At 74.6% G+C, this 11,813-nt stretch carries 12 protein-coding genes; 8 read left to right on the forward strand and 4 right to left on the reverse strand.

Annotation, left to right across the window (positions count from 1 at the left end; genetic code table 11):
• Positions 1-373: 373 nt before the first annotated feature.
• Complete coding sequence (locus tag IE170_RS31365) at positions 374-904, forward strand: SixA phosphatase family protein (protein WP_189812874.1); 531 nt, start codon at positions 374-376, stop codon at positions 902-904.
• A gap of 94 nt (positions 905-998) precedes the next feature.
• Here the strand turns inward: IE170_RS31365 and IE170_RS31370 are convergent, their stop codons facing one another.
• Positions 999-1,664 (reverse strand): STAS domain-containing protein, encoded by a 666-nt coding sequence (locus IE170_RS31370; RefSeq protein WP_189812875.1) that lies wholly within the window; start codon positions 1,662-1,664, stop codon positions 999-1,001.
• A 278-nt stretch (positions 1,665-1,942) separates the two neighbouring features.
• Here IE170_RS31370 and IE170_RS31375 point away from each other — a divergent pair, with 278 nt between their 5' ends.
• The 6 genes from IE170_RS31375 (at position 1,943) to IE170_RS31400 (ending at position 5,762) form a co-directional block, all read left to right on the forward strand.
• Positions 1,943-2,368 (forward strand): ATP-binding protein, encoded by a 426-nt coding sequence (locus IE170_RS31375; protein WP_189812876.1) that lies wholly within the window; start codon positions 1,943-1,945, stop codon positions 2,366-2,368.
• Complete coding sequence (locus tag IE170_RS31380) at positions 2,365-2,706, forward strand: hypothetical protein (RefSeq protein ID WP_189812877.1); 342 nt, start codon at positions 2,365-2,367, stop codon at positions 2,704-2,706. The genes IE170_RS31375 and IE170_RS31380 overlap by 4 nt, the downstream gene beginning before the upstream one ends.
• 64 nt (positions 2,707-2,770) lie before the next feature.
• On the forward strand, positions 2,771-3,739 hold the full coding sequence (locus IE170_RS31385; RefSeq protein ID WP_189812878.1) for a helix-turn-helix transcriptional regulator: 969 nt from the start codon (positions 2,771-2,773) through the stop codon (positions 3,737-3,739).
• 93 nt (positions 3,740-3,832) lie between these two features.
• Positions 3,833-4,369 (forward strand): DUF4396 domain-containing protein, encoded by a 537-nt coding sequence (locus IE170_RS31390; RefSeq protein WP_189812879.1) that lies wholly within the window; start codon positions 3,833-3,835, stop codon positions 4,367-4,369.
• A gap of 56 nt (positions 4,370-4,425) precedes the next feature.
• On the forward strand, positions 4,426-5,070 hold the full coding sequence (locus IE170_RS31395; RefSeq protein WP_229885348.1) for a class I SAM-dependent methyltransferase: 645 nt from the start codon (positions 4,426-4,428) through the stop codon (positions 5,068-5,070).
• An 86-nt stretch (positions 5,071-5,156) separates the two neighbouring features.
• Positions 5,157-5,762, forward strand: coding sequence for a methyltransferase (locus tag IE170_RS31400; RefSeq protein WP_229885349.1), 606 nt, complete (start codon positions 5,157-5,159; stop codon positions 5,760-5,762).
• Between the two features lie 17 nt (positions 5,763-5,779).
• Here the strand turns inward: IE170_RS31400 and IE170_RS31405 are convergent, their stop codons facing one another.
• Complete coding sequence (locus IE170_RS31405) at positions 5,780-6,196, reverse strand: Fur family transcriptional regulator (RefSeq protein WP_189812882.1); 417 nt, start codon at positions 6,194-6,196, stop codon at positions 5,780-5,782.
• Between the two features lie 288 nt (positions 6,197-6,484).
• Between IE170_RS31405 and katG the strand changes: the two genes are divergently transcribed.
• Positions 6,485-8,716 carry a catalase/peroxidase HPI gene (gene katG, locus IE170_RS31410; RefSeq protein WP_189812883.1) on the forward strand — a complete coding sequence of 744 codons (2,232 nt, stop codon included), beginning with the start codon at positions 6,485-6,487 and terminating at the stop codon, positions 8,714-8,716.
• Positions 8,717-8,803: 87 nt separating this feature from the next.
• On the opposite strand, the gene IE170_RS31415 is transcribed toward katG, so the two are convergent.
• The gene (locus tag IE170_RS31415; RefSeq protein WP_189812884.1) at positions 8,804-11,110 is read right to left on the reverse strand and encodes a SpoIIE family protein phosphatase; all 2,307 of its coding nucleotides are present in this window, start codon (positions 11,108-11,110) and stop codon (positions 8,804-8,806) included.
• A 256-nt stretch (positions 11,111-11,366) separates the two neighbouring features.
• Positions 11,367-11,717, reverse strand: coding sequence for a hypothetical protein (locus IE170_RS31420; protein ID WP_189812885.1), 351 nt, complete (start codon positions 11,715-11,717; stop codon positions 11,367-11,369).
• Between the last annotated feature and the right edge of the window lie 96 nt (positions 11,718-11,813).

Here is an 11,813-nt window from a genome sequence, read left to right on the forward strand (position 1 = left end):
GGAGCGCCCTTTACAGGGCGGCCCGCACCGGAAGGACAATGGGCTGCCGGGACACCCCCCGCACCCACCGACCCCGACCCACCGACTCCCGCCCACCCCACTGCCGCCGTCTCTGTATGGCCCCATCCGGTCGGCTACCGCCCGCCCGCTCCCGCCCACCCGCCCACCCGCCCCCGCCGTCTCCCGGCCGGCCCGCCCCCCGTCTCCCCGCCGGCCCGCCCGCGCGGCTCGTCTGGTGTCCTCCCCCGCCGCCTCCCATCCGGCCCCGAGCCATCGCCTCCCGCCGCCCCGCCGCCGCCCCACCGCCGCCCCCGCGTTTGCTCCCCCGTCCCCCGGGCACACGTCAGCCCGCAAGGTGGAACGGAGGTGTCCCGTGAGCGAGACCGGTGACAGTGACCGGCGGCTGATCGTCATCGTGCGGCACGGGAAGGCCGTGCCGAAGCACACCGCCGCGGATCCCGAACGGGACCTGACCGAGCGCGGTCGGCGCAATGCCGGCGAGGCCGGGCGGTGGCTGGAGGGGTCGGGGCACCGGGTCGACTTGGCCGTGTCCTCGACGTCGTTGCGCACGCGCCGTACCTGGCAGATGATGCTCCCCCACCTGTCCGCCCCGCCTCCGGCCTACTACACGGAGGAGCTGTACCACGCGGACGCCGGTGGGCTGCTCGCCGTGCTGCGCCGCCAGGCTCCCGAACTGTCCGGGTTGCTCCTGGTCGGCCACAATCCGGCCGTCCACGAGCTGGCGGCCGCACTGTCCGGCAGCGGCGCGAAGAACCTGCGGAAGCATCTCGACCGGGCCTTCCCGACGTCTTCCATCGCCGTCCTGACCGTGAACCGCCCCTGGGACGGGATCGGCCCGGGAACGGCCCGCCTGGCGGACCTGTGGACCCCTGACGGCGGCTGAGCCGTCACCCGGGCGTGACGTCGAGGCCTGCGCCCGGGCCGTGCAGCGCCCCTCTCGCCCCCTGTGAACCCTCGGGTCTCGCCCCCCGCGCCCCTCAGGCCGGCCGCCGCCGCGCCGCCGGCGGCCCGAACAGGGCCGTCCGGGCCCGTGTGGTCGCCACCGAGCGGTGGCGTACGGTGCGCAGGCCCGCCCGGTGCAGGGCCGAGGCGACGGCCGCGCGGGCGAGGCGCTGGCCCGTGCCGTCGGCGGCGGTTCCGGAAGGGACCGCCGGCCAGGTCACCGTGGCCGCGGTGCCCTCGATGCGCACCTGGAGGGAGCCGCCCGCGCCCCGCAGCGCCGGGGCGGCTCCCCCGGGCCGTACGAGGACGCGGCGCAGTTCGGTGGTGAGCAGCAGCGAGGGGGCCGCGGAGGCGGGGTCGGCGGCGAGCCGGGTCCAGCACGCCGTCGCTTCCAGGAGTTGCCGGACGAGGGGGGAGGCCGCAGTGACCCGGAGCGTGCGGCTGTTCTCCAGTGCGCGGGCGCGCAGGTTCAGCAGCAGGTGGAGGCCTGCGACGTCGCAGAAGGGGACAGCGGACAGGTCGAGGTCGAGGCCTTCGGTGGAAGAGCCGAGTGCGGCGCGCAGGCTGCGCCGCAGAGGCGGTGCCGTGGTGTCGGTGATCTCGCCGACGACCAGGGCCGCGACGCGGCCTTCGGGCAGCCCGTCGAGGGTGAGCAGCGTGCGCGCCGGTGCTGGGGCCCGGAGGCGGTGGTCGGAGTTCATCGGAGCGATCATCGGAATCTCACCTCCACCCAGCCGGGGTCACCCATACATGTTCCGCGCGCCTGCGGCGGCATCGCAGCCCCGGCAGCGAAACAGCCGGCGCTCGTCGTCCGCGGCGCGAACGTCCCCGGACGCCGCATGGGTCGCCGGTGGTCTGTTTCGGTTCCGGCCGTCAGGACAGACGCCTCCGTGAGGGACGCGTCCGACGGTGCCGCCGAGCAGTTCAGGACAGTGGCACCGCTGTTTGGGAGCTGCTGCTGACGGAGGGAGGAGTGGGCATGGGATCGCCGTACAGCGGCCTCACCTGTGAGGAGGCCCGGGGCATCGCCCGCGCCGTCCTGTCGGCGCACGGCGTCATGGGGGCCGACGTCGACGCCGCCCTGCTGGTGGTCACCGAGCTGGTGTCGAATGCGCGGCGCCATGCCGGCGGGGCCACTGCGTTCCGGGTGCGCTGCCGGCCGCCGCGGGCCGTCGTCGAGGTGGCGGACGCGGAGCCGCGGTTCCCTGTCGACCGGCCCTCCCCCGCATCCGTCCCGGGCCGTTTCGGCTGGCAGATGGTCAAACGCCTGGCCGACCACCTGGACGTGCAGGCGGGCGGGCCCGGCGGCAGCGGAAAGACGATCACCGTGGCGTTGGAGGCGCGCACCGCCGACGAGGAGGATGCGCAGGCATCCCTCGGACGGCAGGACGTAGGCCTCCGATGAGGGAGAACGAGGTCAAGCTGCGGGCGATCGCCGCGATCACCGCCGTGAGGTCGGGCGCCGAGGAGCAGCTGGTCTCCGATCTGCTGGGGGAGGCCATGCCCGCCAGTTTCGTGGTCCCGGCCGGGGCGACGGCGGCGGAGGCGGGCTGTGCGGTCCTGGAGCAGTTGTCGGAGCCGCTGAGTGCGCTCGTGAACGGTTTCCTGCTCGCCTTCGATGCGCTGGCCGACGCGCACGACGGCGGTGAGCCGTTGGAGACCAGCGAGCAGATCCTCCAGCAGCTCGCCCTCGTCCTGTCCCAGGAGGACCCCGCGGAGCCGGAGGGCCCGGAGGGGTCGTGAGCCTTGTCGCCGGTGCGGCTGGACCGGTGGGAACGGGGTAGGGGCCGGGTGAGGCGGTGGCGACATGACACTCCAGTCCGGACCTGTGTACGACGACTGCACCACCTGTGACCCGGAGACGGTGCGCAGGAGCCTGGAGGCGGCGTTCGGGGCGTCGGTGCGCATGGAGGTGCTGCTTCTGACCGCGGGGCGGTTCGCCGTCTCGCGTATCGACGCCGGTCCGTTCGCCCTGACCGAGATCCGCCTGCCGGGGCGGCTGAGCTTGTCCGTCGAACCGTCCGGGCTGCTCGTCGTGAGCACCGTCCACGGGGGCCGCGGGGACCTGCGGAGCGGCAACCGGCACGAGCGCCTGAGGCGGGGCGACGTGTGCCTGGACGGCAGGCCGGGCGAGGTCCGGGATCTCGGGGCGGAGGATCTGCGCGTGTCGTCGGTGGTGCTGCCCCTGGATCTCGTGGGGCGGGCCGCCGACGACGCCTCGCCGCACCGGAGGGGTCCGGTGCGCTTCACCGAGCTGGTGCCGGGGGGTACGCACATGGCGGCGCTGTGGCAGCGCACCGCGGACTTCGCGCGGTGCGCCGTGCTGACCGCGGGCGGGGTGTCCCGGCTGGTCACGGCCGAGACGGCCCGGCTGCTGGCGGCGACGGTCCTCGTGGCTGTCCCGAACGACCTCGACACCAGCCCGCTGGCGGCGGACTCCGTCGATGCCGGGCCGGAGACGCTGCGGCGGGCCAAGGCGTTCATAGAGGGCAACGCCCAGCACGACATCACCCTCGCCCACGTCGCCGCGGCGGCGTACGTGACTCCGCGCGCGGTGCAGTACGCGTTCCGGCGCCACATGGACACGACGCCGCTGGACTACGCGCGGCGTGTCCGCCTGGACCACGCCCACCGGGAGCTGCGCGACGCGGTCCCGGGCGGGGGTGCGACCGTCACGGGGATCGCCGCGCGGTGGGGGTTCGCGCATGTGGGGCGGTTCGCGGCGGCGTATCGGCGCGTCTACGGCGTACCGCCGCGGACGACGTTGCGCGCGTGAGCACGGAATACCCCCCTGGGGTATGGGGTTGCATGTCGCGGGAGCGGCACACCGCCCGCGCCCCGCGCCGGCGAGATGGGGAAGGGTTTCGTCATGGACGACAGCAGCGAGAGGCACCACGCCGCAGGCCACGGCCGCTCGGGCCGCATCGTGCACGCCGGACACACGCGTCACGGCGAAACCCCCGCGCATGTCGGCGCGACGTGGGGTACGGCCGTGCGGGCGACCCTCCACTGCCTGACCGGATGCGCGATCGGCGAGATCCTCGGCATGGTCATCGGCACCGCTCTGGCCTGGGGCAACGTCCAGACGATGGTGCTGGCCATCACCCTGGCGTTCCTCTTCGGGTACTCGTTCACCCTGTTCGCGGTGGTGCGGTCCGGCCTGACACTCAAGGCGGCGGTCAAGGTGGCGTTGGCCGCCGACACCGTGTCGATCGCCGTCATGGAGCTCGTCGACAACGCCGTCATCACCCTCACTCCGGGCGCCATGGACGCCCACCTCGGCGACGGCCTCTTCTGGGCGGCGCTGCTGGGCGGCTTCGCGGTGGCCTTCGCGGTGACCACACCGATCAACAAGTGGATGATCGGCCGCGGCAAGGGCCACGCCGTGGTCCACGCCCACCACTGACCGGGGCTCCGAAGCGGCCGCGCGGCCGGAGGGGTGCTGTGATGGACGGTGTGGACGTGGGACGCATCGCGCGATGGGCCCTGGCCCGGGCGTTCGGCCGGCCGAGCGGGCTGCTGGGGCGGTGCGGCGGCCGCCTGATGGCGCGCGGCAACGCCGCCACCGAGCGCCACGCCGTACTGCTGGCCGCGCCCACCGAACGGGACGCCGTCCTGGTCGTCGGCCCGGGTCCCGGCGTGGGACTGGAGGCCGCGGCCCGGCGTTCGGCCCGCGTCATCGGCGTCGACCCGTCCCCGGCGATGCTGGCGGCAGCCCGGCGCCGCTGCGCCGGGGCGGTCGCGAGGGGCCGGCTGCGGCTGGCCGCCGGGACGGCCGACCGTACGGGGCTTCCGGATGACTCCGTCGACATCGTGATGGCGGTGAACAACGTCCAGCTCTGGCCGGACGTGCCCGCGGCGCTCACCGAACTCCGCCGGGTACTGCGGCCGGGTGGCCGGATCCTCCTCTGCACGCACCTGAAGTGGCTGCCCGGTGGTTTGCCCACGCTTGCGGACAGCGTACGGGTGGCCGGTTTCGAGTCCGTTCGGACCTGGACGTGGGAACCGCCGGGCCGCATGGCATCGACGGCGGCGCTGCTGAGTGCGGCGCGACCTCGGGCGGTGGACGGTGACGACGACCCGAGCTCACAAACACCCCGTCCCTGAATTCAGGATTCTGTGAATTCAGGATGTCCTGTACTCTCCTCGCGTACCGATCACCGCGATCCAAAGACCACGGGGAGTCGCCGACCGTGAACCACTGGGCCTGGGGCGCGCTCGCCCTGCACCTCGGATGGGCCGCCTTCGCCTTCGGCGTCAAGGCCGCCCTCCAGCACCGGCGCACCGGCGACGCCGGGTTCCGGGGCATCTCGGGCCGCGCCGGCGAGGCCTCCTGGTGGGCCGGGGTACTGTTCGCGGCCGCTCTCGCCGGCGGCGCCCTCGCCCCGCTCGCCGCGCTCGCCGGGCTTCCGACGGCCGGCGGCCCGGCCGTGCGGTGGGCCGGGCTGGCGGCCGCGCTGGCGGGAATGGCCGCGACCGCGGCCGCACAGGCGAACATGGGCGCCTCCTGGCGCGTCGGCGTGGACGCCGCCGAGCGCACCGCGCTCGTCACCGGCGGGCTCTTCGCCCACGTCCGCAATCCCGTCTTCACCGCCATGTCAGCGGCTGCCGCCGGCCTGGCACTGATGGTGCCGAACGCCGTGTCCGCCCTCGCCCTGGCCGCCTTCGCGGCCGCGGTGCAGCTGCAGGTCCGCGTGGTCGAGGAGCCCCACCTGCGGGCCGTGCACGGCGCCGCGTACACGGCGTACGCGGCGCGCACCGGCCGCTTCCTCCCCGGCATCGGCCGGGGCGCCGCCTGACCGCGCGCCGCCCGCCCTCACATCGCGACGCAGGCCGGGCACAGGCCGCGGTAGACGACGTCGGCCCCGGAGACCGCGAAGCCGAACCGCTCGGAGGCGGGCAGGGCGGCGAGCGGGTCGCCGTCCGGGTGGACGTCCCGGATTTCGCCGCAGCCCGAGCACACCAGGTGCTGGTGCGGGCGGCGGGCGTTGGGGTCGTACCGCTTGGCCCGGCCGTCGGTCGTCACCTCGGCGACCTCGCCGAGCGCCACCAGTTCGCCGAGGGCGTTGTACACGGTCGCGCGGGAGACCTCCGGCAGCCGGGCGGTGGCCCGCGCCAGCACCTCGTCCGCGGTCAGGTGGACGTGCTCGCCGTCCAGCACCTCCGCGACCACCCGCCGCTGAGCCGTCATGCGCCAGCCGCGTGCGCGCAGCCGTCCCACCAGGTCGCTCATGCCCCACCAGCCTAAATGTGCATTGTCCGGATGCCGAGTTGATTCGGATCTGGTTGCCGCATTGACTTGGACTTCGTCCATCGTAGGATCGCTTCCGGCGACAACCAAGGGCCGGGCGGAAAGGACGAGTTGGGCTGGTGCGCACGTCCGGCGCACCTCCAGCCGGACGGTTCCGCGCCGTTCCGCCGGGTCGCACCGGGCCGAGGCCATCCGCCGGAGCCCGTGCCCCGCCGTTCCACCGCCGGCAGTTCCTGAGCACCGCGATCCACCTGATCCGGAAGGATTCCCATGCCCGAGAACGATGACGCAATCGTCGTAGACGCGAAGACGGAAGGGGCCGGCGGCTGCCCGGTGGCGCACGGGCGCGCCCCGCACCCGACCCAGGGCGGCGGGAACCGCCAGTGGTGGCCGGAGCGGCTCAACCTGAAGATCCTCGCGAAGAACCCCGCCGTGGCCAACCCGCTCGGCGGGGACTTCGACTACGCCGCCGCGTTCCAGGCCCTCGACCTGCCGGCCGTGAAGCGGGACATAGCCGAGGTCCTGACGACGTCCCAGGAGTGGTGGCCGGCCGACTTCGGCCACTACGGGCCCTTCATCGTCCGCATGGCCTGGCACAGCGCCGGCACCTACCGCATCAGCGACGGCCGCGGCGGCGCGGGCGCGGGCCAGCAGCGCTTCGCCCCGCTCAACAGCTGGCCGGACAACGCCAACCTCGACAAGGCGCGCCGCCTGCTGTGGCCGGTGAAGAAGAAGTACGGGCAGAGCCTGTCCTGGGCCGACCTGATGATCCTCGCCGGCAACGTCGCCCTGGAGACGATGGGCTTCGAGACCTTCGGCTTCGGCGGCGGCCGCGCGGACGTCTGGGAGCCGGACGAGGACGTCTACTGGGGCCCCGAGACCACCTGGCTCGACGACCGCCGCTACAGCGGCGACCGCGAACTGGAGGAGCCGCTCGGCGCGGTCCAGATGGGCCTCATCTACGTCAACCCGGAGGGCCCCAACGGCAACCCGGACCCGATCGCGGCCGCGCGCGACATCCGCGAGACGTTCCGCCGGATGGCGATGGACGACGAGGAGACCGTCGCCCTGATCGCGGGCGGGCACACCTTCGGCAAGACGCACGGCGCGGGCCCGGCGGACCACGTCGGCGCCGACCCCGAGGGCGCCCCGCTGGAGCAGCAGGGGCTCGGATGGAGCAACTCGTACGGCACGGGCAAGGGCGCCGACACCATCACCAGCGGCCTGGAAGGCACCTGGACGACCACGCCCACCGCCTGGGACAACAGCTTCTTCGAGATCCTCTTCGGCTACGAGTGGGAGCTGTTCGAGAGCCCGGCCGGCGCCCACCAGTGGCGGCCGAAGGACGGCGCCGGCGCGGGCACCGTCCCCGACGCGCACGACCCGGCGAAGACGCACGCCCCGACGATGCTCACCACCGACCTGTCGCTGCGCTTCGACCCCGTCTACGAGCAGATCTCGCGGCGCTTCCTGGCGGACCCGGCCGCGTTCGCCGACGCCTTCGCCCGCGCCTGGTTCAAGCTCACGCACCGCGACATGGGGCCGGTCGCGCGCTACCTCGGCCCGGAGGTCCCCTCCGAGACCCTGCTGTGGCAGGACCCGCTGCCCGAGCGGGCCCACGATCTCGTCGACGGCTCCGACGTCGCCGGGCTCAAGGCCGCCGTGCTCGACTCCGGGCTGACCGTCGGGGAGCTCGTGTCGACGGCGTGGGCGTCGGCCTCGTCCTTCCGTGGCAGCGACAAGCGCGGCGGCGCCAACGGCGCGCGCATCCGCCTGCAGCCGCAGGCCGGCTGGGAGGTGAACGAGCCGGACCGGCTGGCCCGGGTGCTGCGGACCCTGACCGGCATCCAGGAGTCGTTCAACTCCGGCCGCACGGACGGCAAGCAGGTCTCGCTCGCCGACCTGATCGTGCTCGCGGGCGCCGCGGGCGTCGAGAAGGCCGCGCAGGAGGCGGGCTTCGCGGTCGAGGTGCCCTTCACTCCGGGTCGTGTCGACGCCTCCCAGGAGCAGACGGACACCGAGTCCTTCGCCGCGCTGGAGCCGGCAGCGGACGGCTTCCGCAACTACCTGGGCAAGGGCCACCGGCTGCCCCCCGAGTTCCTCCTCCTCGACCGGGCGAACCTGCTCACGCTGAGCGCGCCCGAGCTGACGGTCCTCGTCGGCGGCCTGCGCGTCCTCGGTGCGAACCACGGGGAGAGCGGCCTCGGGGTCTTCACGCAGACGCCCGGCGCGCTCACGAACGACTTCTTCGTCAACCTGCTCGACCTGGGCACGGCGTGGAAGCCGACCTCCCCGGACGCCCACACCTTCGAGGGCCGGGACGCCGCCACGGGCGAGCTGAAGTGGACCGGCAGCCGCGTGGACCTGGTCTTCGGCTCGAACTCCGAGCTGCGGGCGCTCGCCGAGGTGTACGCGAGCGACGACGCGAAGCGGAAGTTCGTGGACGACTTTGTCGCCGCGTGGGCCAAGGTGATGGACCTGGACCGCTTCGACCTGGCGTGACCGCGCGGTACGGGCCGGCCGGCGGCGCGCGCTGCCGGCAGGCCCGTACGGCGTGCCGTGCGGGCAGCGGGATCGGATCCGCCGCCCTCAGCGGGGCAGGGCCTGCTCCGCCCAGATGACCTTGCCCGCGCCGGTGTAGCGGGTGCCCCACTGCTGCGTCGTCTGCGCCACGATGAACAGGCCCCGGCCGCCCTCGTCGTCCCCGGCGGCGTGCCGCAGGTGCGGTGAGGTGTGGCCGCTGTCGAAGACCTCGCAGATGAGGGTCTGGTCGCGGATCAGGCGCAGTCGGACGGGCGCTCCGGAGGCGTACCGGACGGCGTTGGTGACGAGTTCGCTGACCACCAGCTCGGTGGTGAACACCAGCTCGTCGAGCCCCCAGTCGCGCAGTTGGGCGGCTGCGGCGGCGCGGGCCCGGCCGGCGGCCCGCGGGTCGTCGTCCAGGTCCCAGGAGGCCACCTGCCGCCGGCCGAGGACCCGGGTGCGGACCAGCAGCAGCGCCGCGTCGTCCTCGGCCGGCCCTGGCAGGAGCGCCTCGACGACGTCGTCGCAGAGGTCGTCCAGCGGCCGGTCGTGCCGGCCGAGGACGGTGCCGAGGAGGCCGAGCTGCTCGTCGAGGTCGCGGCCGCGGCCCTGCACCAGGCCGTTGGTGAACAGCGCGAGCAGGCTGCCCGGCGGCAGTGTCAACTCGGCCGATTCGAAAGGGAGCCCGCCGAGTCCGAGGGGCGGCCCGGAGGGCAGTTCGGGGAAGGTCACGGTGCCGTCCGGGTGGACGACGGCGGGCAGGGGGTGTCCGGCCCGCGCCGTCGTGCACGTCCCGGACACCGGGTCGTAGGCGGCGTACAGGCAGGTCACGCCGAATCCTCCGGCGTCGGGCAGCTCCTCCCCCGCGGTGCGCGGCGCGGCCCGCTCCTCGGCGTCCTGGGTGACGAGGTCGTCGAGGCGGGTGAGGAGCTCGTCGGGTGCCAGGTCCATGCGGGCGAGGACGCGCACGCTGGTGCGCAGCCGGCCCATGGTGGCGGCGGCGCTCAAACCGTGCCCGACGACGTCTCCGACGACCAGGCCGACGCGGGCCCCGGACAGGGGGATGACGTCGAACCAGTCGCCGCCGACGCCGGCCCCGATGTCGGCGGGCAGGTAGCGGTAGGCGAGTTCCACGGCGGACAGCTGCGGCAGGAGCCGGGGCAGCAGGCTGCGCTGGAGGAGGAGCGCGGCGGCGTGCTCGCGGGTGTAGCGGCGGGCGTTGTCGACGCACACGGCGAGCCGGGCGGCGAGCTCACCGGCGACGGCGAGCTCACCGGGGTCGAAGGGGCCGGTGCGCTGCCGCCAGGCGAAGGTGACCCGGCCGAGGTCGGTCCCCTCGATGCGGAGCGGCACGGTCAGTGTGCCGGGCCCGCTCGGGTCGGCGGCGGCGGGCGCCCCGGGGTGTTCGGGCGGCCACAGCCGGACGGAGGCGGTGTCTGCGCCGGTGTCGGGGCGCGGCCGTTCTCCGCGCAGGACGGCCTCCGTGACGTCGACGGTGACGGCGTCGGCGAACTCCGGGGTGGTCACGTTGGCGAACTCGTGGGCCGTGCGGCCCATGTCGAGGGTGGTGCCGACCCGCCGGGCGGCCCGTACGAGCAGGTCGAGGCGCTGCTGGGCGAGGTAGCGGTCGGTGATGTCGACGGTCTCCTCGCACACGCCGAGGGGAGCGCCGCCGGGGCCCTCCAGGCGGTAGTAGGAGCAGGACCAGACGTGGTCGCGGTCGGGCGCGGAGGGCGGGCGGCCCTTGTAGTGCAGGTCGGTGACGGGCCCGCCGGTGGCAAGGACCCGCGCCATCACCTCCTCCAGGGTGCCGGGCATTCCGGGGGAGATGACCGCCCCGCCGGCGACCATGTCGTCGGGGCCGATCCCGGAGTAGTCCGCGGGGCCCATCTCCTTGCGGAGGGCCTCGTTGGTCCATACGACGCGCAGGTCGGTGCCGTAGATGGCCAGGCCGATCGGGGACTGCGTGGCGAGGCCGTGCAGCATCGACTGGAGGGCGTCCCAGTGGTCGGCGGCGTCGGCGTCGGCCATGGCGAGCAGGCGGGCGGGCTGCTGCCCGGCGGGGGGGCCGGGCCGGTCCTCGTCCGCGGAGGTCAGGGGGTGTACGGCGACCGCGGTCCGCCGGCCGGTGCCCCCGTCGCGGTGGCGCAGCCGCAGCACGGTCCGGGCGTCGGGCGTGAGCGGGGGCGCTGCGGGGTCGGCGGCGAGGGAGTCGAAGCTGCGGCCGAGGACCTCTGCCGGGGTGTAGCCGAGCAGGTCGGCGGCGGCGGGGCTCCAGCCCACGACGCGGCCCTCGCCGTCGAGGACCGCCACGGCCGCCCGGGACGCGTCGAGGGGGCCGTGGAGTCCTTCGTAGCCGGCGGTGCCGTTCATGTGGGCTCCCTGCGGTGCGCGGGCCCGGCCCCGGCCGCCGGCGCACCGGAGCGGGCGGGGCGGCCGGCCGGCCGGTACGGAGTCCCGCGGGCGGGGGTCCGCCGCCGGATCACGCCTCTCTCCCGGTCACACAGCCAGCATCCCCCTCCCCCGGCGGGCGCCGCATCCGGACGCCCTGCGGAGTGCTCCGGACGGGCCCGCCGGAACACCCGGTCGGGACGGCCCGCGGCGGCCGCGGCAGGGCGGTGCGGGCGGGTCAGTGGACGACGGTGAAGCTGCGCCAGGGCAGGGTGTCGGGGGCGGTCACGTTCCCGCTGGACGTCGCCACGTAGGTGCCCTCGTCGCGGCCCTCGACCTTCTGGCAGCCGGGGGTCCGGTACAGGATGACGTCGACGAGGGTGTTGTTCTCCACGTGGGCCGCGCCGCGCGGGAGCCGGATGCGGTGGCAGCCCTGCACGGGCGTGTTGGAGTACGTGAGCTCGACCGGCGAGTCGTGGGCGCGGAAGGTGAGTTCGCCGACGGTGGTCTTGCCGGCCGAGCAGGCCGTGGCCGCGAGCACGAGCAGTGCCGCCCCTGAGATGACGCCGGTACGCCGGAGGTGGGACATGGCTGGATCCTCGTCTGTGCGGTGGTGCCGGACCCGGGTCGTCTCTTGCGACCCCGGGGTCGTCTCTTGCGACCCCGACCGCAGCCTGACGCGGGC

The sequence above is a fragment of the Streptomyces toxytricini genome, assembly GCF_014649915.1.
Classification (GTDB): domain Bacteria; phylum Actinomycetota; class Actinomycetes; order Streptomycetales; family Streptomycetaceae; genus Streptomyces; species Streptomyces toxytricini.